The sequence below is a fragment of the Pseudomonas sp. SH10-3B genome (assembly GCF_019891415.1).
In the GTDB taxonomy this organism is placed as follows: Bacteria; Pseudomonadota; Gammaproteobacteria; order Pseudomonadales; family Pseudomonadaceae; genus Aquipseudomonas.
Genome location: NZ_JAFLXD010000026.1, coordinates 17,005 through 40,530, shown reverse-complemented (window position 1 = coordinate 40,530; position 23,526 = coordinate 17,005). Strand labels below are relative to the sequence as shown.

The following is a 23,526-nucleotide window of genomic DNA, read 5'->3' as shown; positions in this document are numbered from 1 at the left end:
GGCACAGAGCCCTATCCATGAGCAAATACAACCAGATCTATACCGATCTGCTTGCCAGCATCACCACCGAACGCCTGCAACGCGGCACGCGCTTGCCCTCCGAAACCGAATTGATGGACAGCTACCAGGCCAGCCGGGGCACCGTGCGTCGCGCCATCGAGCAGTTGCAGGAGCGTGGGTTCGCGCAAAAGATCCACGGCAAGGGCACCTTCGTGCTCTCGCCCAACCCGATCGAGTTCCAACTCGGTGGCATCGTCAGCTTCCACGAAACCCACGCCGACCTGGGCGATGACGTACGTACCGAAGTGGTCGAATTCACCCAGTTCCCGCTGGAAGGCCCGCTGTTGCAACACATCGAAGCCGAGCCCGGCAGCCTCATCACGCGCATCAAACGGGTACGGCGCATCGGCGGCAAACGGGTGATCCTCGACATCAACCACTTCGTCGCCGACCTGATCCCCGGTCTGGACCAGGCGATTGCCGAACAGTCGATCTACGCCTTCATCGAGCAGACCCTGCAACTGCAGATCAGCTACGCCCAGCGCACCATCGAAGCGCTGCCCCGCAGCAAGGACGACCAGGCACACCTGGACCTCGACGGCCAAAGCCATGTGATCGTGGTGAGCAACCAGACGTTTTTGCAGGATGGGCGGCAGTTCGAGTACACCGAGTCGCGGCACACGTTGGATAAGTTTTACTTCTCCGATATCGCCAGGCGTTAATTATCTACCCGCTGTCCCTCTGAAGCGCTTGGCATGCTCGGCTCTCCCCCTTCAAGGAGAGCAACATGCCGCTGACCGACACCTCCCCCGCCGCCCAGCAAAAACTCCGCGCCCTGGCCCCTGTGGTGCTGGATGCCTGTCCGAATATGCAGACGATGGCGATCAAGGCTGCGCGTGAGATTCTGACCAAGCATGGCCTGCCAGACCTGGATCCCGATCATGTCTACTGGCACCGCTTCGACAGTGGCATCGGTGACCCTGCGACCTTTACCGGCTGGAGCCACAACCAAAAACCCCAGCAGTCGATGACGCTGACGCAGTTGGTCATTCACCGCTTCGAGGTGCACGACCAGGACAATGCCGACTTGCTCGATGGCGACGGTGGTTTTTATCGCGAGGGTGCCGAAGCACGGTTATTCGATCGACACAACGAAGTGCAGCTGTCCGCCAGCGCGGTGCTCAACGACTTCTGGAGCATCGATTTCAGCGACCGCTATACCACCCGCATGGAGAAGTTCTGGAGCGCCCACTTCGACGACTTCCGCACCCTGGCCAAAGTCAACTGCCTGGCCCAGGCCCTGCAGGCGCGACAGGCCGGGCACCTCACCGAGCCCCAGTTGCACACGGTGCTGCAAGCCCTCGCCAGCAATCTGTCCTGGCCCCCAAGCCTGTCCAACCTGCAAGCCAAGGCCACTTCCGCCGACGGACTGCGTGTGGCGGCGCTGGATATCGGTGGGCATATCGCCACGGATATCCTGCGCATCATCGACGGCGATGGCCGGCAAATCCTCTATGTGCCAGGCGAGTCCCAGACCTTCTATGGTTTCGAGACCCCCGCCGACCTGCATTTCTGGCTGCTGAACCAGACCAACCATGCGGATAACCGCGCCCGCTTCATGGCCCACTTCCCGCTGTCGGCTCAGGTCCAACAGGACGACACCGACGCTGTCACCTGGAAGCAGATGCTGCTCACCCCCGTGCTGATCTACCGCAGCGCCCAGGCCCTGGCGGGCACCCTGCCGCCGGACTGGGTGGACAAGGGCCTGTGCCACCAACTCGACCAGCTGTTTATCGACTGGGGCACCTGGGACCACCATCTGATCAATCAGACCGACCACACCCTCGAACACGATGCCTTCACCTGGCTGGCGCAATCGAGCCAGGCGCGCATGCACAACGATGCCGACTTCGCCCTGCGCAGCAATGGCGACCTGCGCAAGAAACTCTGGATCGGCTACCTGAACGCCTTTGGCAAAACCTTCGGCCCGATGGCGGTGGCCGGCTGGCCGGTGGCCCTGGTGGTGGTAGGCGCCAGCGTGGCCAATCTAGGCCTGAATATCGACCAGGCGATCAACGGCAAAACCCTGGCCGAACGCCGAGCCGGGGAGCTGGGTGCGATTCTCAGTGCCATCGACACGCTGTTTAACCTGGCGCTGCTGAAAGCCGATGGGGTTGTGCCCGACATCGCCGAAGCGGCCGATACCGTGGCGGTTGAAACCCAGGTACCGGTTGTCACACCCGCAGTGCCTGAACCGGTGGTGCCCCTTGCCTACCAGACCAACCTGATACTGGAGGGCGAAACCCTCAACACGGCTCCCGGAAAGTTTCACCAGGTGTATTCCCTCAGGACCTCCGACGGCATGCCACAACATGCCATCCTGCTGAACGATGAGGCGTATTACGTGCGCTACGAAGGCGATCCCAACGGCAGGGGTTATTGGGCCATTGTCGACCCTAACAACCCCCACAGTTTCTGCGGCTCGCTGCCGGTGCGCCTGGACGAGTTCAACCAATGGCAACGAGTTTACGCCGGTAAAGGCCTGAAGGGCGGCGGTGGTAACTCCAGTAAAGCCGCGAGGGGAACAGCGCCCTTACCTCTCACGCCTCCACCGCAACCCAGGATTGCGCCGACCAACCCAGTGCGCAGGGTCACCACACCTTTCGATACCCCACCCTCGACCCGTGCGGAAACAAAACGCTGGGCAATGGGGCTCACCGAAACCCATGTTCACAGTCGGTTCGGCCGCATAGACCGCTTCAACTACTACTACGGCGACACCCACCGCAGGCTGCTGCAATCGGCGCAAGACTTTTACAACGAACTGTCCTGGGCCCGCTTGCCCCCTCGCCCGGATATCCCGGCGTTTGAGCCTGCCACACCATTCGCCGACGCTCTCGAACGCCTGCCCGAAGACCTGCCGGGCTACGTCATCGGTGAAACCCTGGACCGCGTCACCAGCACCCGCCTGGTGATCGAAAACATGCCCGTCTTCGCGCGCAAGGGCGTAAAAACCCTGTACATGCGCCGCCTGCTCAACGATTTCGCCCAGGATGATCTGAACCGCTACTTCCAGACCGGTGAGATGTCCGAGGACCTGGAAAGCTACCTTGGCAAGCTGGGCACCGATCCATCCGGGCAATTCAACGAACTGGAACTGATCAAGACCGCCAGGGCCAACGGCATACGCGTGCAGGCCACCGACTGCGCGGCTCACTTCATATACCCCAGCCCTATCGCCGACCTTTCAGAACAGGCGATGAGCAATTATCTCACCCATAGCGTTATCCAGGCCGACAGGGCCCTGAATGGTGGCGGTAAATGGCTGGTGCTGACCGGCGCAAGGAACATCAACACCTTCAAGGGTTTCGCCGGGATCAGTGAACTGGAAGGTGGCATCGGGTTGCGCATCGAAGAGGTGCTACCTGGGCAAGGCAACGAGGTACGCCTGGACCCCGGCATCGCCATTGATCGCGACAGCGCCCCCTCCGATCAAGACGTCGGCGACAGCTTCGATATCTTTCATGCCGACCTGCAGGTGCAAGTGGAGGCCCCGCGGGTACACCGCACGCTGGAGCAACAGCAGCGACTGCTGACGCGCAAGGGCATGTACCTGATCGACGCAAGCCAGGGCCGCTATACCCTGCTGCATCACAGCCGCGCCATGGGGATCGTCACCACGCCCATCAATCGGCTGGCCGATGGCAGTTTTTACATCGACCGCCCCGCCTGGGCAGGCGTGCATGAGGTGCACTTCCCCACTCTGGAAAGACTCTCCAGCGCCCTTACCAATATGGGCATGAGCCTGCAAAGCCGGCTTCCCGTTTAACAGGCAATAAAAAACCTGGCCGAGGCCAGGTTTTTTAGGATTCAACGCAGGCCTTGCGACCGGGGTTGCTTATTCCCACTCAATCGTCGCCGGCGGCTTGCTCGACACGTCATAAGTAACGCGCGAAATACCTTCGATCTCATTGATGATACGGCCGCTGACGGTTTCCAGCAGTTCGTACGGCAGGTGCGCCCAACGGGCAGTCATGAAGTCGATGGTCTCTACGGCACGCAGGGCCACGACCCAGGCGTAACGACGGCCGTCGCCGACCACGCCAACCGATTTCACCGGTTGGAACACCACGAAAGCCTGGCTGACTTTGTGGTACCAGTCGGCCTTGCGCAGTTCTTCAATGAAGATGTGGTCGGCACGACGCAGCAGGTCGGCGTATTCCTTCTTCACTTCACCGAGGATGCGCACGCCCAGGCCCGGGCCTGGGAATGGGTGGCGGTAGACCATGTCGTACGGCAGGCCCAGTTCCAGGCCCAGACGGCGGACTTCGTCCTTGAACAGTTCGCGCAGTGGTTCTACCAGCTTGAGGTTCATCTCCTCAGGCAGGCCACCCACGTTGTGGTGGGACTTGATCACGTGGGCCTTGCCGCTCTTGGCGCCGGCCGACTCGATCACGTCGGGGTAGATGGTGCCCTGGGCGAGGTACTTGATGTTGTCCAGTTTGTTGGACTGGGCATCGAATACGTCGATGAAGGTACGACCGATGATCTTGCGCTTCTTCTCCGGGTCGGACTCGCCGGCCAGGTTGTTCAGGAACTGTTCTTCGGCGTTGGCGCGGATCACCTTGACGCCCATGTTCTCGGCGAACATGGCCATCACTTGCTCGCCTTCGTGCAGGCGCAGCAGGCCGTTGTCGACGAACACGCAGGTCAGCTGGTCGCCAATGGCCTTGTGCAGCAATGCCGCGACCACGGAGGAGTCAACGCCGCCGGACAGGCCGAGCAGGACGTTGTCGGTGCCGACCTGGGCGCGCACGTTGGCGATGGCGTCTTCAGCGATTTTCGACGGGGTCCACAGGGCTTCACACTCGCAGATATCGAGGATGAAGCGCGACAGGATGCGCCCGCCTTGCTTGGTGTGGGTCACTTCCGGGTGGAACTGCACACCGTAGTAACGACGCTCGTCGCTGAACATGCCGGCGATCGGGCAGCTTGGGGTGCTGGCCAGGATGTGGAAGTCTTCCGGCATCCTGGTGACCTTGTCACCGTGGCTCATCCATACATCGAGGCCGAACAGGCCGTCGGCGTCGACGTGGTCTTCGATGCCGTCCAGCAGGCGGCTCTTGCCGACCACGTCGACACGGGCATAACCGAATTCACGCAGTTCGGAACCTTCAACCTTGCCGCCCAGTTGCTCGGCCATGGTCTGCATGCCGTAGCAGATACCAAAGACAGGAACACCCAGGTCGAACACGGCTTGCGGGCAACGCGGGCTGTTGGCTTCGTGCACGGACTCGGGGCCACCGGCGAGGATGACGCCTTTCGGTGCGAATTCGCGAATCGCTTCGTCATCCATGTCGAACGGGTGCAGTTCGCAGTACACGCCGATTTCACGCACGCGGCGGGCGATCAGTTGGGTGTACTGGGAACCGAAGTCGAGGATCAGGATGCGGTGGGCGTGAATGTCGAGGGCCATGAAGTCAGTCTCGTCTAATGAATCAGAAACAACTCGGGGCTGAAAGAACAGCCCCGGTTACTTAACGTTTTGCTGGAAGCCTCAACCTACGCGGTAGTTTGGCGCTTCCTTGGTGATCTGCACGTCGTGGACATGGGATTCAGCCATGCCGGCGCCGGTGATCCGTACGAACTCTGGCTTGGTGCGCATTTCTTCGATGTCGGCGCTGCCGGTGTAGCCCATCGAGGAACGCAGGCCGCCCATCAGTTGATGGATGATGGCGCTCAGGGTGCCCTTGTACGGCACACGGCCTTCGATGCCTTCCGGTACGAGCTTCTCGGCGCCTGCCGAGGAGTCCTGGAAGTAACGGTCGGAAGAGCCTTGCGCCTGGGACATGGCGCCCAGCGAACCCATGCCGCGGTAAGCCTTGTAGGAACGACCCTGGAACAGTTCGATCTCGCCCGGCGCTTCTTCAGTACCGGCGAACATCGAGCCCATCATCACGCAGGAAGCACCGGCAACGATGGCCTTGGACAGGTCACCTGAGAAACGGATGCCGCCGTCAGCGATCAACGGAACGCCGGTGCCTTCAAGGGCAGCGGCGACGTTGGCGATGGCGCTGATTTGCGGCACGCCCACACCGGCAACGATACGCGTGGTGCAGATCGAGCCAGGGCCGATACCGACCTTGACCGCATCGGCACCGGCTTCGGCCAGGGCCTTGGCGGCAGCGCCGGTGGCAATGTTGCCGCCGATCACCTGCACGTCAGGGAAGTTCTGCTTGACCCAGCGAACGCGGTCGATCACGCCTTTGGAGTGACCGTGGGCAGTGTCGACCACTACCACGTCAACGCCGGCAGCCACCAGGGCCGCTACGCGGTCGCCAGTGTCTTTGCCGGTACCGACCGCAGCGCCGACGCGCAGACGACCTTGGTCGTCCTTGCTGGCCAGCGGGTAAGCCTTGGCTTTTTCGATGTCATTGACGGTCATCATGCCTTTGAGGGCGAATTTGTCGTCGACGATCAGCACGCGCTCGATGCGGTGCTTGTGCAGCAGTTCGCGCACATCGTTCTTGTCGGCGCCTTCCTTGACAGTCACGAGGCGCTCTTTAGGCGTCATCACTTCGCGGACGGTGACTTCAAGACGGTTCTCGAAACGCACGTCACGGGAAGTGACGATGCCGACCAGGTCGCCATCGTGCAGTACCGGAACGCCGGAGATGTTGTGCAGGCGGGTCAGGTCGAACAGATCACGCACGGTAGCGTCGGCTTCGATGGTGATCGGATCTTTCACCACACCGGCTTCGTAACGCTTGACCTTGCGCACTTCGGCAGCTTGCTGCTCGATGGTCATGTTCTTGTGGATGATGCCGATGCCGCCTTCCTGAGCCATGGCGATTGCCAAACGGGCTTCAGTGACGGTGTCCATGGCAGCGGAAACCAGGGGAATATTCAGCTCGATGCCACGGGTTAGGCGGGTCTTGAGACTGACTTCGTTAGGAAGCACCTCGGAATAACCGGGCACTAGGAGAATGTCGTCGAATGTCAGAGCTTCTTGGCTGATACGCAGCATCGCGGGGGCTCCCGAGCGGGAAAATGGAAGCGCGCCATTATACTCAGACACCCCCCAGGTCTCAATGTAAAACTCTGACATATTTGGGAATAGTGATAGAAGGGCTACAGCTCGACTTTGACCCAGCTGATCTTCTGGTCCAGCCAATCGGCGAATTCGTCGATAAAGCTCTGCTTGAACCCCGCCTCCGCCCAGTTGTTGAAGATGAACCCCAGGTTGGAAAACCCGCACTCCTGCAAGAACAGAAACCCATTGATGTCATCTTCATGCCCACACAGCGGGCAGGTGAAGTTGTCGGTGTGGCCGGGCATCCAGTCTTCCAGGCTTTCGAACAACGCCTCGCCGACTTCCTTGAGGCATTCCGGGCAGCCGGCTTCTTCGAGAAAGCCCTTGGCCGGGGTGTAGATGCAGCGCTTGTAGATGATCTCCAGGCCATTGACCGGCTCGTTGAACGGCAGCGCTTCGGGGTGCAGCACCACGGCGCGGGCGCCATCGGCCAGGGCGTAGGCCATGCGGTTGCCGGTGCGGCCACAGGTGGTCAGTTCTTCCTTGATGATGTTCTTGCGCACCAGCCAACGCACGATCGCCCGGGCGCGGGGTTCGTGGACAGGCAAGGTGGAGATTTTCGGGACAAGGATGCTTTGGGAATTCATGAGAGTCCTGCGGTGTGGCTTCTGGCCCCATCGCGGGCCCGGGAGGACGGCAGCTTAATCCCTGAAGAAATCAGGTCAAGTGCTCAAGTACCGCCCAATCAATGCAATGCCACTGGCCAATACCAGCCAGGTCACCAACCGAACGAAGGCCTCACGAGACATGCGCATCGTCAGCCTGCGCCCACACCACAGCCCCAGGATCATTGCGGGCAACAGGCAGAGTGCCAACATCAGCAGCGGCAAATCAGCATACACCCCGGCGATCAGGAACAGGCTCAGGCGCACCACCGTACTGCAACTGATCAGCGCGCTTTGGGTGGCGCGTGCCGCGTCCTTGGGCAAGCGGCTGTTCAGATAGATTGCATATAAAAAGCCACCACTGCCGAACAACGCCCCAAACAGCCCGCCCACGGTGCCCATCGGGATCGACCACCCCGCCGCCATTTGCGTGGGCCGGGTTTTCACCGCCAGGCTGTAAATCGCATAGGCGCTGATAAACAGCCCCATCAACAGCAGCAACAGATCCGAATGCAGATTGAGCAAAAACACCACGCCGAGGGTGCAGCCAATCGCCATGCACGGCAGCAATCGCAGCAGCTCCGGCTTGTTCACCTCTCGTCGCGTTTGCAGCAGGCCACCAAACGCCGCGACAAAATCCAGCAGCACCAGCAGCGGGATGATTTTCGACAGGGGCATAAACACAAGCAGGACCGGCCCGGCCACCAACGCCGTGCCGAATCCCGCGATGCCAAACACGATATAGGCCACGACGATGCCCAGGCCGATCACCAGCCAATCGACACCGCCAAACGACCACTGACTCATCAGCTCAACCGGGCTCATGGGGTATTCCTTGTAGGAGATAGCCATCACTTTAGCCAGCGGCGAGGGTTGCGACTAATATCTTCAAAGCCCTCCACCCATCTCGAAAAGGCATGACGCGTGATTTCCACCCGCCAACTGCGTTACTTCGTCGAAATCGCCGACAGCGGCAGCTTCAGCGCTGCCGCCGAACGTTTGTTTGTCGCGCAGTCGGCCCTGAGCCGGCAGATCAAGGAGCTGGAAATCCAACTGCAAACCCCGCTGTTTGAACGCACCGCGCGCCAGCCCCGGCTGACCGCTGCCGGCGAAGCCTTTTATCCTCGGGCGCGCAACCTGCTGGGTGAGCTGCACAAGGCCAGTGAAATGGCGACCCAGGTCGGCAATGGCCAACTAGGCACCCTGCGCCTGAGCCATTCGAGCACCGTGCCGATGAGCGGCCCGTTACTGCAAGGCATCAGCACTTGGCTGGAACGCTGTCCCGGCGTGTCGATGGATATCGCCAAACTGTCCTCCGAAGCGCAGTTGGAAGAAATTACCGACGGTCGCCTGGATGTCGGGGTGCTGCGCTTGCCCGTGTTGCGCCAGCGCGACGGTGTGCGGGTCATGCCCTTATACAGTGAGCAACTGCTGCTGGCCGTGCCTGCGAATCATGCGCTGGCACGCAACCGGGCTCCCGTCGAACTGGGGCAATTGAGGGACGAGGTGTTTATCTCTATCCCCCATCCCCAGCGCGGCGGCCTGAGTTATCTGTCGGCCGAGCTGTGCATGCGTGCGGGATTTTTCCCCAAGGCCGCGCGGGTGATGTCACGCAAGACTACACAGTTGCAGTTGATCCAGGCCGGCTTCGGTATAGCCTTGCTGCCAACGTCCATGCAGGACATCGCCCCGGCCGACGTGCACTTTTTGCCCCTGGCCGACCCGGACTGCCTGAGCACCGTGGCCCTGGCCTGCCCGCCATCACCGAGCGCGCTGGTGGAGCAATTCTGTCAAACCTTGCGCGAATGCCTATAAACTGCCGCCCATGATTAAAGATCCTTTTGCCCGCTTGGGCCTCGACCGCGAAGTCCTGACTGTCAGCCAACTCAACGGCCGCGCGCGGGTGTTGCTGGAAGACGTGTTCACCAATATCTGGGTCGAAGGCGAGATCTCCAACCTCGCCCGCCCGGCCTCCGGCCACGTGTACTTCACCCTCAAGGACAGCGGCGCCCAGGTGCGGTGTGCGTTGTTTCGCAACAATGCCGCTCGGGTGCGCCAGGCGCTGAAGGATGGCCTGGCGGTGAAGGTGCGCGGCAAGGTCTCGCTGTTCGAGGGCCGGGGCGACTACCAGTTGATCCTCGATACCGTCGAACCCGCCGGCGATGGTGCGCTGCGCCTGGCCTTCGATGCCCTGAAGGAAAAGCTCAGCGCCGAAGGCCTGTTCAGCGCCGAGCGCAAGGTGCCGCTGCCGGCCCACCCGCGCCGCATCGGCATTATCAGTTCGCCCACGGGTGCGGTGATCCGCGACATCATCAGCGTGTTCCGTCGTCGCGCGCCGAACGTCGAGCTGACATTGATCCCTACCGCCGTGCAAGGCCGCGAAGCGATCCCGCAGATTGTGCGGGCGTTGAAGCTGGCGGACGCCCGAGGCTTTGACGCGCTGATCCTGGCCCGTGGCGGTGGCTCCCTGGAGGACCTCTGGTGCTTCAACGAAGAGGCCGTGGCCCGTGCGGTGGACGCTTGCGTGACGCCGATCGTCAGCGCCGTCGGCCATGAGACCGATGTGTCCATCAGCGACTTTGTGGCGGACGTGCGCGCGCCTACCCCGTCTGCCGCCGCCGAGTTGCTGGCACCGGACGCCAGCCACCTGGTGCGCCAGGTGGAAAACCTGCATCGCCGCCTGGTGATGCTGATGCGCAATCGCCTGACCCACGACCGCCTGCGCCTGGAAGGCATGGCCCGGCGCCTGCGGCACCCCGGCGAACGTCTGCGCCAGCAGGCCCAGCGCCTGGATGACCTGGATATGCGCCTGCGCCGCGCCTTCGAGCGCAGCCTCAATACCCGTCGCGAACGCCTGATCCGCCTGGAAACCCGCCTCGCCGGCCAGCATCCAGGCCGCCAGTTGGCCCTGCTGCGCCAGCGCCTCGACAGCCTCGCCGAACGCCTGCCGCGTGCCATGCGCGAAGGCCTCAAGGCGCGTCGCCTGCAACTGCAAAGCCAAGTGCAGACGTTGCAGGTGGTCAGCCCGCTGGCGACCCTGGGCCGTGGCTACAGCATTTTGCTCGACGAACGTGGCCAGGCCATCCGCAACGCCGCGCAAACCCACACCGGCCAACGCCTCACCGCGCGCCTCGGTGAAGGTCAATTGCAAGTGCGGGTGGAAGACAACCACCTGACACCCGTTACCCTTTCGCTACTGGATTGATCGATGCCACGTTTATTCAGCCTGTTGATGCTGCTATGCCTTGCCTTTAATGCCCATGCCGACAGCTACATCACCCGCACCCTCAACAAACCCGTGCCGGGTGGTGTTGCCGTGGTCGAACTGGGACCCGCCGCCGCAGCGCCGAAAGCCACGTACCAAGGCAAACCGGTGCTGGTGGTGAAGGAGCAAGACAACTGGCTGGCGATTGTCGGTATTCCGCTGACGGTCAAGCCGGGCAACGAGCGCATCAGCAGCGGCGGGCGCACCCTGCCGTTTATCGTTGGTTACAAGAAGTACCCCGAGCAACGCATCACCTTGAAGAACAAGAGCCAGGTCAACCCGGACCCGGCGCAACTCAAGCGCATCGAGGGCGAGTTGGCCGTGCAGCTCAAGGCCTATCGCAGTTTCAGCCCGAACGTGCCGAGCAACCTGGTGCTGGACAAACCGGTGAACGGACCGCTGTCGAGCAAGTTCGGCGTGCGTCGCTTCTTCAACGGTGAAGAGCGCAATCCCCATTCGGGCCTGGACTTCGCAGTGCCGGCCGGCACGCCGATCAAGACGCCGGCGAACGGTAAGGTGATTCTGGTAGGCAACTATTTCTTTAACGGCAACACCGTGTTCGTCGACCATGGCCAGGGCTTTATCAGCATGTTCTGCCACATGTCGAAGATCGACGTGAAGGTCGGCCAGCAACTGGCGCGCGGTGCTGTGGTGGGCAAGGTCGGCGCGACCGGCCGCGCGACCGGGCCGCATATGCATTGGAATGTCAGCCTGAACGATGCGCGAGTCGACCCGGCGATTTTCATCGGGGCCTTCCAACCGTGAATGAAGCGATTGCGCGCCCGATAACGGTCGCGCAATTTAATCTAGCCCTGGCGCAATTCCCAAGCATAAAATCCCGTTTCATACACAGATAAAAGAACTTCTCTCAATTTTTAGCGACTGCTTGCCATCTTTCACCCCGGCGGTTAGGGTTGAGCTTATGAAAACCTCTCACACCCTCATTCAGCTCCGCCAGCACCGCAGCCTGTGCCTTGTCAGCGCACGACTGCCAGGCTGAATCGATCTGCCTCGTCTTTAAGCTTTATCCCTAAAAACAGTTCTACGGCAGGCCGCCTTTTCTCGGCCCCTACAACAAAGGATTTCCCGATGAGCATGCTCAAAGACCCGTCTTCGAAGTACCGCGCGTTTCCGACCATTGATATCCCGGATCGCACCTGGCCTTCCAAAACCATCACCAGCGCGCCGATCTGGTGCAGCTCCGACCTGCGTGATGGCAACCAATCGCTGATCGAGCCCATGGACGCGGTGAAAAAGCTGCGCTTCTGGAAGACCCTGGTCGCCGTCGGCGTGAAAGAGATCGAGGCCTCGTTCCCGGCCGCATCGCAAACCGATTTCGACTTCGTGCGTACCCTGATCGAAGACAACCACATCCCCGAGGACACCACCATCCAGGTGCTGACCCAGGGTCGTGAAGACCTGATCGCACGTACCTTCGAATCCCTGCGCGGCGCCAAAAAGGCCATCGTGCATCTGTACAACGCCACCTCGCCGTCGTTCCGCCGCATCGTGTTCAACCAGGACAAGGACGGGATCAAGGCCATCGCGGTCAATGCGGCCAAGCTGTTCGTCAAATACGCCGCCCAGCAGCCCGAAACCCAGTGGACCTTCGAGTACTCGCCGGAGACCTTCAGCGCTACCGAATTGGAGTTCGCCAAGGAAGTCTGCGATGCGGTGATCGAGGTGTGGAACCCGACGCCTGAGCACAAGATGATCCTCAACCTGCCAGCCACCGTCGAGTGCGCTACGCCGAACATCTATGCCGACCAGATCGAGTGGTTCGGTCGCCATATCAATCGTCGTGACAGCGTGATCATCAGCCTGCACACCCACAACGACCGTGGCACCGGTGTAGCCGCCACTGAACTGGGCCTGATGGCCGGCGCAGACCGTGTCGAAGGTTGCCTGTTCGGCAACGGCGAGCGCACCGGTAACGTCGACCTCGTCACCGTGGCGTTGAACATGTACACCCAGGGCCTCGACCCGCAACTGGATTTCTCCGATATTGACGGCGTGCGTAAAGTCGTCGAGGAGTGCAACCAGATCCAGGTACATCCACGTCATCCATACGTCGGCGACCTGGTGCACACCGCTTTCTCCGGTTCTCACCAGGACGCGATCCGCAAAGGCTTCTCCCAACAGAAAGATGATGCGCTGTGGGAAGTGCCGTACTTGCCGATCGACCCAGCCGATATCGGTCGCAGCTACGAGGCGGTGATTCGGGTGAACAGCCAGTCGGGCAAAGGCGGCATCGCCTACTTGCTGGAGCAGGAATACGACATCAGCTTGCCACGCCGCATGCAGATCGAGTTCAGCCAGGTGGTCCAGGCCGAAACCGACCGCGTGGGCCTGGAAATGACTGCACCGCAGATCTACGCCTTGCTGCAGCGCGAATACCTGCAGGCCAACACCCCGTACGCGCTGGTCAGCCATCGCCTGCAGGAAGAAAACGGCAACAGCTTTGTCGAAGTGGAAGTCTCGGGCAAGGGCCAGGGCGAAACCAACCTGCACTGGAAAGGCAAAGGCAATGGCGCGCTGGAAGCCCTGGTGGCCGGCCTGCCGATTGGTGTGGAAATCATGGACTACAACGAACATGCGATCGGCGCGGGCACCAATGCCAAGGCAGCGGCCTATATCGAACTGCGTGTGAACGGTGAACGTCCGGTGCATGGTGTGGGCATTGATGAAAACATCACCACGGCGAGCTTCAAGGCACTGTTCAGTGCACTGAACCGTTCGTTGAGCCAGCAGGAAGCGAAAGCGGCGTAACCTTCGCCGTCATACAGAAGGCCCCTGGGTGAGAACCCAGGGGCCTTTTTTATTGAGTTTCAGATTTGGGTTGCCTGTCAGGGACTCATCGGGGGCTTGTCCCCGATAGCGGTGTGTCAGACAAACTGAAAGCTATCTGCATCCAGGTTCGCCGGAAACTTAGTGCGATACGCCGCCAGTTCAGCCGCGCCCAGGCACACCTGGAACACGCCGTCGGCCTCCCCCGCACTCAGCAGGCTCTCGCCCTGGAAATCCAGCACCTGGCTATCGCCGGTGTAGGCAAAGCCCTTACCGTCGGTGCCTACTCGATTCACCGCTGCCACGTAGCACAGGTTCTCGATAGCCCGCGCCGGCAACAACCGGTTCCAATGTTGGCGCCGCGCTCCCGGCCAATTGGCGGTGTACAGCAGCAAGTCCGTGTCCTGGGCATCCCGACTCCACACCGGGAAGCGCAGGTCGTAGCAAATCAGCGGACGAATACGCCAGCCCTTCAACTCAAACTGCACCTGACGCTCGCCGGGCGTGTAGTGATCGTGCTCACCGGCCATGCGGAACAGGTGGCGCTTGTCGTAATGCCACACCTCACCATCCGGTCGCGCCCAGAGCAAGCGGTTGCGGTGGCTGCCGTCGGCGGCCTGGATGATCACGCTGCCGGTGATCACCGCGTCGTACTTCGCCGCCTGAGTTTGCAGCCAACGATGGGTCACACCGTTTTCCGGCTCGGCGAGGGTTTGCGACTCCATGGAAAAACCAGTGGTGAACATCTCCGGCAGCACGATCAGATCGGCGCCGCGGGCTTGTTCCAGCAGGCCTTCGAAATGCTCAAGGTTGGCCTGGCGGTCATGCCAGGCCAGGGTGGTCTGGACCAGGGCGATCGTCAGGTCAGGCAATGCAGTCAGATCACGCATAGTTTTTCCGCTGCTTGTCGCAGCGTCTCCTCACGCTTGGCAAAACACAGCCGCACCAGGCGCTGGCCTTGCGGTGGGCTCTGGTAGAACACTGAGACAGGGATGGTCGCCACGCCGTGTTCGCGGGTCATCCACAGGGACATGGCGACGTCATCCAGGTCCGGGCGTATTTGTGAGTAGTCGACCAACTGGAAGTAGGTTCCGGTCACCCGGGTAAAGTGGAAGCGCGACGGCGCCAGCAGGTCGCAGAACAGGTCGCGTTTGGCCTGGTAGAACGCCGGTAGTTCGTCGACGTGTTCCGGGTGTTCGGCCATAAAGTCAGCCAACGCGAACTGCAACGGGGTCACGCCACAGAAGTTGACGTACTGATGCACCTTGCGCAGTTCCGCCGTCAGGGCCGGTGGCGCGACGACGTAACCGGTTTTCCAGCCGGTGACATGGTAGGTCTTGCCGAAGGAACTGACCACGAACGCCCGCTGGTACAGCTCTTCGTGCGCCAACACGCTGACGTGGGACACACCGTCGAATACCAGGTGCTCGTAGACCTCGTCGCTGACCAGGTAGATATCGCGGTCGCGGATCAATGCCGCCAATTGATCGAGCTCGGCACGACTGATCAGCGCGCCGGTTGGGTTGTGCGGGGTGTTAAGGATGATCATGCGCGTGCGTGGCGACAGCGCGGCCTTGATCTTCTCGAAGTCCAATGCAAAGCCCTGCAGGCTCAGTTGCACATGCACGCAGCGACCACCGGCCAACTCGACCGAGGGCTCATAGCTGTCGTAGCAGGGGTCAAACACAATGACTTCATCGCCACTGCGAATCACTGCCTGGATGGCGCAGAAGATCGCAGCAGTGGCACCGGGGGTGATGGTCACTTCACTGTCAGGGCTGAGCGCGGCGCCATAGCTGCGGGCAATCTTGGCCGCCACTTGCTGACGCAGGGCCGGCAGGCCGGTCATGGGGGAATATTGGTTATGCCCGCTGGCAACATGTTTGCCCACGGCATCGAGCAACGCCTGAGGGCCGTTGAAGTCGGGAAACCCCTGGGACAGGTTGAGCGCGCCGGTTTCGGCAGCGAGTTGCGACATGGTGGTGAAAATGGTCGTGCCGACATTTGGCAGCTTGCTGGTGATCATCGGAGGCCCCTGCAGGTGAGCTGCAAGTTTTAAGCTGCAAGCTGCAAGCAGGTCAAGCGACAAACCGCCAGGCACAAAAAAGGGCTCCAAAGGAGCCCTCTCTTGCGGCTTGTAGCTTACAACGTGAAGCGGCTGCTATTTCTTGTCGCGGCGCTTCTTGTCGGCCTTCTTGTGGTGAGTCATCAAACGACGCTTCTTGTTCACCTGACGGTCCGTCAGCGTGTTCTTGTTGCCTTCGTATGGGTTCTCGCCACCCTTGAACTCGATGCGGATCGGCGTACCGACCAGTTTCAAGACACGGCGGTAGGTGTTTTCCAGGTAACGCACGTAGGACTTGGGCACCTTCTCGATCTGGTTACCGTGGATCACGATAATCGGCGGGTTGGCACCACCCAAGTGGGCGTAACGCAGTTTGATCCGACGGTTGTTGACCATCGGCGGCGCGTGCTCGCCAACGGCGTCTTCGAGGATCTGGGTCAGACGGTTGGTCGGCCAGCGGGTCACGGCAGACTTGAACGAGTTCTGTACGGAGGCGTAGAGGTTGCCCACACCCGTGCCGTGCAGGGCCGAGATAAAGTGAATATCGGCGAATTCGACGAAGAACAGGCGGCGCTGCAGCTCGATCTTGACGAAATCGCGCTCGCTCGGCGTCATGCCGTCCCACTTGTTGATCGCGATGACCAGGGCACGACCCGCTTCGAGGGCAAAGCCCAGCAGGTTGAGATCGTGGTCCACCACGCCTTCGCGGGCGTCCATCACGAAGATCACCACGTTGGCGTCTTTGATCGCCTGCAGGGTTTTCACCACGGAGAACTTTTCAACTTCCTCGTGGATCTTGCCGCGCTTGCGCACACCGGCGGTGTCGATCAGCGTGTACTTCTCGTCGTTACGCTCAAACGGGATGTAGATACTGTCGCGGGTGGTGCCGGGCTGGTCGTAGACGATTACACGGTCTTCACCGAGCATACGGTTGACCAGGGTCGACTTGCCCACGTTCGGGCGACCGATGATCGCGATCTTGATACCGTCTTTTTCACTAGGGCCAGGAATGCGCTTGGCTTCCTCGCCTTCGGCAACGATCTCTTCTTCGCCTTCTTCTTCCTCGGCGTCATCCTTAGGGAAGTCGCGCAGGGCGATTTCCAGCATCTGGGTGATGCCGCGACCGTGGGCACCCGCGACCGGGATCGCGTCGCCAAGGCCCATCGGGCTGAATTCGGCACGGGCCGCCTCAGGATCGATGTTGTCGATCTTGTTGGCGACCAGATAGGAACGCTTGTTGCGCTTGCGCAGGTGCTCGCCAATCATCTGGTCGGCAGCGGTGTAGCCCGCGCGGGCGTCCACCAGGAACAACACGACATCGGCTTCTTCAATGGCCAGCAGAGACTGCTCGGCCATCTTTTCGTCCATGCCATGCTCATCACCGGAGATACCACCGGTGTCGACAATAATGTAGGAGCGCCCTTGCCACTTTGCCTCACCGTATTGGCGATCACGGGTCAAACCGGACAAGTCGCCGACAATGGCGTCGCGAGTCCTGGTCAGGCGGTTGAACAAGGTGGACTTGCCGACGTTAGGTCGGCCCACCAGGGCGATTACGGGAACCATGCGGCTCTCCACTTCGTTATTTCAGAAAATACAAAAGCCGCTGCAAGGCAGCGGCTGGTGCTCGGGGCAGCATATTCAAATGCCGCATGCCCCGCCGAAGCGGGGCCGCCTGGGTTTTACCCCAAGCATAGTCAAACCTTTACTTGATGGTCAGGGCTTCCAGCTTGCCGCTGTTGCCAAACACATAAAGCATGTTACCCACGACCAGCGGACGGGCACGCAGGCCATCGCTGTCGATACGCTCACGACCTACAAAACGACCATCCACCTGGCTCAGCAGGTGCAGGTAGCCTTCGAAGTCGCCGACCGCTACGTAGCTGGAGAACACTTCCGGGGCCGACAGTTGACGACGGGCCAGGGAGTCGTTGCTCCACAGTGCAGTGGTGGAACGCTCGTCGACACTTTCAACGGTGCCGGACGATAGGCTTACGTAGACGCTGCCAAACCCTTGGGCGACACCCGCATAACTGGAAGCATCACGCTGCCAGTTAACACGGCCGCTCTGCAGGTCCAGCGCGGCAACGCGGCCCTGGTAAGTCGCGACGTAGAGGGTTTCACCCGACAGCAGCAAGCCACCGTCGATGTCCACTACGCGATCCAGCTCGGAACGACCTTGTGGGATGGCCACACGGGTTTCCCAAGCCGGCACGCCGTTCTTGGTGTCAAGGGCGACCACTTTACCGGTCGACAGGCCTGCAACGGCCAGATTGTTGGTCACAACCGGACCACTGGTACCGCGCAGGGTCAGCACCGCAGGGGTGCTGTCGTACAACCAACGCTGCTCGCCAGTGCTGGCGTCCAGGCCGATCACACGGTCGTCCTGGGTTTGCACCACGACGATATCGCCGTTGGTGGCAGGCGGTGCGAGGACTTCACTGGTCACGCGAGCGCGCCATTTCTCTTCACCGGTGCTGGAGTCCAGCGCCACGACTTCACCCTTGAGCGTGCCGAGCATGACCATGCCGTACCCCACGCCTACGGCGCCGGACACTGGCAATTCAAGGTCTTTCTTCCACTTCACGTCGCCGTTCATGCGATCCATGGAGATCACTACGCCGGTCACGTCAGCGGCCACAATGTTGTCACCGTCGATTGCCGGCACCAACATGTTGTAGGTCTCGCCCTGGCCGTCACCGATGGAGCGGCTCCATTGCTTTTGCAGGACGACTTCTTCCTTGAAGCTGGTCAGCTCGGCCGGAGGCAGTTCTTTTTTACTGTTGCTGCTGCAACCCGCGGCCAGAACGGCCAGAGCCAGCAATGCTGCATGTTTCCAACGGATCACGTCACGCATCCCCTTTGGCCAAGTCGTCCAGCTTGATTTGTAAGCCACCGACCGCCGCTTCATCAGACAGCGCCGCCTTGGCTTTCTTGTACGCAGCATTGGCTTCGTCGGTACGACCCAATTGGACCAACAGGTCGCCCTTGAGCTCTTCGCGAGTGGCTACAAATGCCTTGTCCGCATCGCCGTCGAGCAGTTTGAGTGCTTCGTCAGCCTTGTTCTGTGCCGCCAGGACCTGTGCCAGGCGCTGACGTGCGATTTCACCCAGGGTCGGGTTGGTCGGTTTGTCGGCGATGGCCTTCAGTTCTGCAGCGGCGTCATCCAGCTTGCCGGTATCGACCGCGACTTTCGCGACGAACAGGCTGCCGTATTGGGCGTAGGTGCTGCCGCCGAATTCGTTCTTCAGTTTGCCAGCCAGGTCCGCCACTTGCGCAGGATCAGGCTTGCCGTCCGGCGTCAGGGTGGTTTCCAGCAATTGCTGATAAACGATCGAGGCGCCTTGGGATTGGTTGGCCTGATACTTGGTCCAGGCTTGCCAGCCGAACACCACCACTAAAGCCAGCAGGCCGCCGGTAACCAGAGGCTTGCCGTTACGCTGCCACCAGTCCTTGAACTCGGCCAGTTGCTCATCATCAGTACTCGACACCCCAATACTCCTTAATCGCTAAATTCGGCTGTTCGACAGCTTCAACCCTGCACGACGCAGGTGGCCAAGTGTGCGGCGAGCGCATCAAAGGCAATGTTCTGTTGCTCGCCCTGACCACGCAGGGGTTTGAAACCTATCACTTGCTGGGCCAACTCGTCATCGCCGAGGATCAGCGCGTACAGCGCACCGCTCTTGTCGGCCTTTTTGAACTGGCTCTTGAAGCTGCCTGCGCCGGCATTGATCTGCAGGCGCAGGTTGGGCAACTGGTCACGTACTTTTTCGCTCAGGGCCAGGGCGGCCAGTTCGGCGGCCTCGCCAAAGGCGCACAGGTACACATCCACCTGACGGGAGATTTCTTCCGGAACCTGCTCCAGGGTTTCCAGCAGCAGGATCAGCCGCTCGATGCCCATGGCAAAACCTACGCCGGTGGTCGGCTTGCCGCCCATTTGCTCGACCAAGCCGTCGTAACGGCCGCCTGCACACACAGTGCCCTGGGCGCCGAGTTTGTCGGTGACCCACTCGAACACGGTCTTGCTGTAGTAATCGAGACCACGCACCAGCTTCGGGTTGATCACGTAGGGAATACCGGCCGCATCCAGGCGGGCCTTGAGGCCCTCGAAGTGCGTGCGGGACTCGTCGTCCAGGTAGTCGGCCATTTTCGGCGCGTCGACCAGTACGGCTTGCGTGTCGGCGTTCTTGGTGTCCAGCACGCGCAACGGGTTGGTTTTCAGACGGCGCTGGCTGTCTTCGTCCAACTTGTCCAGGTGGGCGGACAGGAATTCCACCAGGGCTTCGCGGTAGCGGCCCCGGGATTCGCTGGTGCCCAGGCTGTTGAGCTCAAGCTTGACCGCATCGCGGATACCCAGCATGCCCCACAGGCGCCAGGTCAGCACGATCAACTCGGCATCGATGTCCGGGCCGTCGAGATTGAAGACTTCCAGGCCGATCTGGTGGAACTGGCGATAACGGCCTTTCTGTGGGCGCTCGTGACGGAACATCGGACCGATGTACCACAGCTTCTGCGGCTGGCCGCCACCGGTGAGGCCATGTTCGAGCAAGGCGCGCACGCACGCGGCGGTACCTTCCGGACGCAAGGTCAGGGAGTCGCCGTTACGGTCTTCAAAGGTGTACATCTCTTTTTCGACGATGTCGGTCACTTCACCGATGGAGCGCTTGAACAGCTCGGTGAATTCGACGATCGGCATGCGGATCTGCTTGTAACCGTAGTTATCCAGCAGGCGCGCGACCGTGCTCTCGAAGTAGCGCCACAGCGGCGTTTGCTCCGGCAGGATGTCGTTCATGCCACGAATGGCTTGCAGAGACTTGCTCACATCAAATCCTTAAATTCGTTCAATCAGCCGCGAGCGATCAGCGCTGCGTCAGCGGCGACCTTTTCGGCCGCTTTCTCGCGGATCAGCTTTTCCAGCTGATCCACCAGATTGTCATTCGTTAACTTCTGCGACGGCTTACCGTCGATGTAAATCAGGTTCGGTGTGCCGCCGGTCAAGCCCACATGGGCTTCCTTGGCTTCACCCGGGCCATTGACCACACAGCCGATCACTGCAACATCCAGCGGGACCAGCAGGTCTTCGAGTCGCAACTCCAGGTCGTTCATGGTTTTCACCACGTCGAAGTTCTGCCGCGAGCAGCTCGGACAGGCAATGAAGTTGATACCGCGGGAACGCAAGCGCAGGGATTTGAGAATGTCGTAGCCGACTTTCACTTCCTCTACCGGGTCTGCCGCCAACGAGATGCGGATAGTATCGCCAATCCCTTCGGCGAGCAGCATACCGAGACCCACCGCAGATTTCACTGTGCCTGAGCGCAAACCGCCGGCTTCGGTGATGCCCAGGTGCAACGGTTGCACGATTTCCTTGGCCAGCAGGCGGTAGGCTTCGACCGCCATGAACACGTCGGAGGCCTTTACGCTGACCTTGAAGTCCTGGAAGTTCAGGCGTTCCAGGTGTTCAACGTGGCGCAGTGCCGACTCAACCAGCGCTGCCGGAGTGGGTTCGCCGTACTTCTTTTGCAGGTCTTTTTCCAGGGAACCGGCGTTGACGCCGATACGGATCGGGATCCCGCGATCACGGGCCGCATCCACCACGGCGCGCACACGGTCTTCACGACCGATGTTGCCCGGGTTGATACGCAGGCAATCGACACCCAGTTCGGCCACGCGCAGGGCGATCTTGTAGTCGAAGTGAATGTCGGCGACCAGCGGCACCTTGACCAACTGCTTGATGCGACCGAAAGCTTCGGCAGCATCCATGTCCGGGACGGATACCCGCACGATGTCTACCCCGGCCGCTTCCAGACGATTGATCTGGGCAACGGTGGCGGCGACATCATTGGTGTCGCTGTTGGTCATGCTCTGTACCGCGATGGGGGCATCACCACCCACCGGCACCGAACCGACCCAGATCTTGCGCGATACGCGACGTTTGATTGGAGATTCGCCGTGCATGACTATTGTCCCAACTTCAGGCGAGCAGTCTCGCCACTGGTGAACGGCGCCACGTCCACAGGCTGGCCGTTGTAGGCCACTTGCGCGCCACGGGCAAAGCCCAGACGCAGCGTCAAAGGAGGCTTGCCGCCCAGATCGAGCGTATCTCCCTTACGCTTGAGACCACTGACCAGCACTTTGCCGTTGCCATCGGTGACTTGCGTCCAGCAGTCAGCAACGAAGGTAACTTGTACACGCCCGTCACCGGCGATCAACGCAGGGGTGGTGGGCGGTGAAATAGTCGAGGCTGCCGGGGCGGCTGGCGCTGTAGTCACTGGGGCCGGGGCCGGAGCGGCTGGTGTGTGAGCCTGGGCAACCGGAGCCGCTGGCGCGGCCGGTGTGACTGGGGCCGGTACGGCAGCGATAGGGGCCTGAGCGGTTTCAGGTTCGGACTGCTCGGTGGTGGCCGGGGCTTCAGGAGCCGTCTGGGATTGGGCCACGGCCTGGTCTTCCGGCTCGTCCAACGGATGAATCTGGGTTGTGCCGTCGGCGCTCTCGACTTCGACGTGCTCCATCGCGTTGCTGGTCAGGTCCTTGCTGCGCTGGGAAGCCTGGTCTTGCCACCAGACAAAACCGCCGCCGATCACGGCGATCAGCAGCAAGAGGCTGACAATACGTAGGATCGTGTGGGAAACCCGCACCGGTTCTTCAATACGACCCAAGCCATGGACATTGCTACCCTGGGAGTCGGTACCGGTGAATTGATCGAATTGCTGGACCAATATGGCTTGGTCAATGCCCAGCAATTTGGCGTAGGCGCGAATGTAGCCGCGGGCGAAGGTATGCCCAGGCAGCTTGTCGAATGCGCCGGCCTCAAGGTTGCCCAGGGACGTGGTGGTCAAATTGAGCTTGAGGGCCACTTCCGCCAGCGACCAACCATTGCTTTCGCGGGCCTGACGCAAGGTGTCGCCTGGGTTTACGCGATTAGCTGCTACAACTTCCGGGTGCGCCGCTTTCATCATTGCTCCGACAGGTATTGCTGATATTCCGGCGTACCGGGATAGAGTCGTTCGAGTTGCTGGCCAAAACGTGCGGCCGTGTCGCGTTCTTCATGAACCGTCGCCAGGCGCACACCGAGCAATAGACTACGTGCATTTTGCCCGCTGAGCAGGCTAAAACGCTCGTAATAGTCACGTGCCGGCACATAATGCCTGTCTTCGTAAGACAACTCAGCCATTTCGAGCAGCGCTCGTGGCTGATGACCGTTCAAATGCAGGGCTTTTTCCAGTTGCTGGCGTGCGCTGTCGCGCTGGCCGAGGCGCATCGAGGTCACCCCAAGGTTCTCGAACACCCGCGAACGCTCTGGGTAGAGGACGTCGGAGGATGCTTGCTGGAAATAGCGGGAAGCCTGGTCATAACGCTTCTGCTCGAACAGGAAGCTGCCGTAATTGTTCAGCAGCCGCGGGTCGGCAGGCTTTGCGGCCAAGGCTTTATTGAAATAACGGTCGGCCAGTTCAGGCTCGGCCTGGGCCTGGAACACCAGCGCCAGTGCGGCATTGGCGTCGGCATCGTCACTGTCCAGCTCAAGCGCCTTTTTCAACGGCACCTTGGCCTGTTCGCTCATGCCTTGCCGCAGGTAACCCAGCCCCAGTTGCACATAGGCAACTCGCGCCTCGTCACGGCTCTTGCCGGTTTGCATAGGGCTGTCATGGCCCGATGAAATACACCCGGCCAGGAGACCGGTAACAAGCAGGAGCAGCGCAAGGCGCAAGGGCAT

The 23,526-nt window shown here is 60.9% G+C and carries 19 protein-coding genes; 6 read left to right on the top strand and 13 right to left on the bottom strand.

The annotated features are described in order from the left end of the window. Positions 1–17: 17 nt before the first annotated feature. A complete protein-coding gene (gene treR / locus J1G35_RS19300; RefSeq protein WP_053135545.1) occupies positions 18–722 on the top strand; it encodes a trehalose operon repressor in 705 nt (234 codons plus the stop codon). 65 nt (positions 723–787) lie between these two features. Next, the gene (locus J1G35_RS19295; RefSeq protein ID WP_223015742.1) at positions 788–3,829 is read left to right on the top strand and encodes a membrane-targeted effector domain-containing toxin; all 3,042 of its coding nucleotides are present in this window, start codon (positions 788–790) and stop codon (positions 3,827–3,829) included. A 69-nt stretch (positions 3,830–3,898) separates the two neighbouring features. Here J1G35_RS19295 and guaA read toward each other — a convergent pair whose 3' ends face one another. From guaA to J1G35_RS19275, 4 genes are all read right to left on the bottom strand, one after another. After that, on the bottom strand, positions 3,899–5,476 hold the full coding sequence (gene guaA, locus J1G35_RS19290; RefSeq protein WP_053135539.1) for a glutamine-hydrolyzing GMP synthase: 1,578 nt from the start codon (positions 5,474–5,476) through the stop codon (positions 3,899–3,901). Between the two features lie 81 nt (positions 5,477–5,557). Next, entirely contained in the window at positions 5,558–7,027 is a 1,470-nt protein-coding gene (gene guaB / locus J1G35_RS19285) for an IMP dehydrogenase (RefSeq protein ID WP_003209646.1), read from the bottom strand. Positions 7,028–7,131: 104 nt separating this feature from the next. Further along, positions 7,132–7,680, bottom strand: coding sequence for a hypothetical protein (locus tag J1G35_RS19280; RefSeq protein ID WP_027605429.1), 549 nt, complete (start codon positions 7,678–7,680; stop codon positions 7,132–7,134). Between the two features lie 75 nt (positions 7,681–7,755). Continuing rightward, on the bottom strand, positions 7,756–8,523 hold the full coding sequence (locus J1G35_RS19275; protein WP_223015760.1) for a sulfite exporter TauE/SafE family protein: 768 nt from the start codon (positions 8,521–8,523) through the stop codon (positions 7,756–7,758). Between the two features lie 99 nt (positions 8,524–8,622). On the opposite strand from J1G35_RS19275, the gene J1G35_RS19270 reads away from it, so the two are divergent. The 4 genes from J1G35_RS19270 (at position 8,623) to leuA (ending at position 13,732) form a co-directional block, all read left to right on the top strand. Beyond that, on the top strand, positions 8,623–9,513 hold the full coding sequence (locus tag J1G35_RS19270; RefSeq protein ID WP_223015741.1) for a LysR family transcriptional regulator: 891 nt from the start codon (positions 8,623–8,625) through the stop codon (positions 9,511–9,513). A 10-nt stretch (positions 9,514–9,523) separates the two neighbouring features. Continuing rightward, the gene (xseA, locus tag J1G35_RS19265) at positions 9,524–10,903 is read left to right on the top strand and encodes an exodeoxyribonuclease VII large subunit (protein ID WP_053135528.1); all 1,380 of its coding nucleotides are present in this window, start codon (positions 9,524–9,526) and stop codon (positions 10,901–10,903) included. A 3-nt stretch (positions 10,904–10,906) separates the two neighbouring features. Beyond that, positions 10,907–11,728 carry a M23 family metallopeptidase gene (locus J1G35_RS19260; protein WP_223015740.1) on the top strand — a complete coding sequence of 274 codons (822 nt, stop codon included), beginning with the start codon at positions 10,907–10,909 and terminating at the stop codon, positions 11,726–11,728. A gap of 324 nt (positions 11,729–12,052) precedes the next feature. Continuing rightward, positions 12,053–13,732 carry a 2-isopropylmalate synthase gene (gene leuA, locus J1G35_RS19255; RefSeq protein ID WP_053135522.1) on the top strand — a complete coding sequence of 560 codons (1,680 nt, stop codon included), beginning with the start codon at positions 12,053–12,055 and terminating at the stop codon, positions 13,730–13,732. Between the two features lie 116 nt (positions 13,733–13,848). On the opposite strand, the gene J1G35_RS19250 is transcribed toward leuA, so the two are convergent. From J1G35_RS19250 to pilW, 9 genes are all read right to left on the bottom strand, one after another. Continuing rightward, positions 13,849–14,640 (bottom strand): amidohydrolase, encoded by a 792-nt coding sequence (locus tag J1G35_RS19250; RefSeq protein WP_223015739.1) that lies wholly within the window; start codon positions 14,638–14,640, stop codon positions 13,849–13,851. After that, positions 14,628–15,776, bottom strand: a complete 1,149-nt coding sequence (locus tag J1G35_RS19245; protein ID WP_223015738.1) for a pyridoxal phosphate-dependent aminotransferase — start codon at positions 15,774–15,776, stop codon at positions 14,628–14,630. The genes J1G35_RS19250 and J1G35_RS19245 overlap by 13 nt, the downstream gene beginning before the upstream one ends. Positions 15,777–15,911: 135 nt before the next feature. Then, the gene (der, locus tag J1G35_RS19240; RefSeq protein WP_053135513.1) at positions 15,912–17,381 is read right to left on the bottom strand and encodes a ribosome biogenesis GTPase Der; all 1,470 of its coding nucleotides are present in this window, start codon (positions 17,379–17,381) and stop codon (positions 15,912–15,914) included. 139 nt (positions 17,382–17,520) lie between these two features. Beyond that, positions 17,521–18,672 (bottom strand): outer membrane protein assembly factor BamB, encoded by a 1,152-nt coding sequence (bamB, locus tag J1G35_RS19235; protein ID WP_053135510.1) that lies wholly within the window; start codon positions 18,670–18,672, stop codon positions 17,521–17,523. Next, positions 18,665–19,306 carry a YfgM family protein gene (locus J1G35_RS19230; protein WP_027605420.1) on the bottom strand — a complete coding sequence of 214 codons (642 nt, stop codon included), beginning with the start codon at positions 19,304–19,306 and terminating at the stop codon, positions 18,665–18,667. The genes bamB and J1G35_RS19230 overlap by 8 nt, the downstream gene beginning before the upstream one ends. 41 nt (positions 19,307–19,347) lie before the next feature. Beyond that, positions 19,348–20,637: a histidine--tRNA ligase gene (gene hisS, locus J1G35_RS19225; protein WP_223015737.1), complete on the bottom strand. Its 1,290-nt coding sequence runs from the start codon at positions 20,635–20,637 to the stop codon at positions 19,348–19,350. 23 nt (positions 20,638–20,660) lie between these two features. Next, positions 20,661–21,770 (bottom strand): flavodoxin-dependent (E)-4-hydroxy-3-methylbut-2-enyl-diphosphate synthase, encoded by a 1,110-nt coding sequence (gene ispG / locus J1G35_RS19220; protein ID WP_034115889.1) that lies wholly within the window; start codon positions 21,768–21,770, stop codon positions 20,661–20,663. Between the two features lie 2 nt (positions 21,771–21,772). Further along, entirely contained in the window at positions 21,773–22,768 is a 996-nt protein-coding gene (locus J1G35_RS19215; RefSeq protein ID WP_053135504.1) for a RodZ family helix-turn-helix domain-containing protein, read from the bottom strand. Beyond that, positions 22,768–23,526, bottom strand: coding sequence for a type IV pilus biogenesis/stability protein PilW (gene pilW / locus J1G35_RS19210; protein ID WP_223015736.1), 759 nt, complete (start codon positions 23,524–23,526; stop codon positions 22,768–22,770). Before pilW ends, J1G35_RS19215 begins: the two co-directional genes overlap by 1 nt.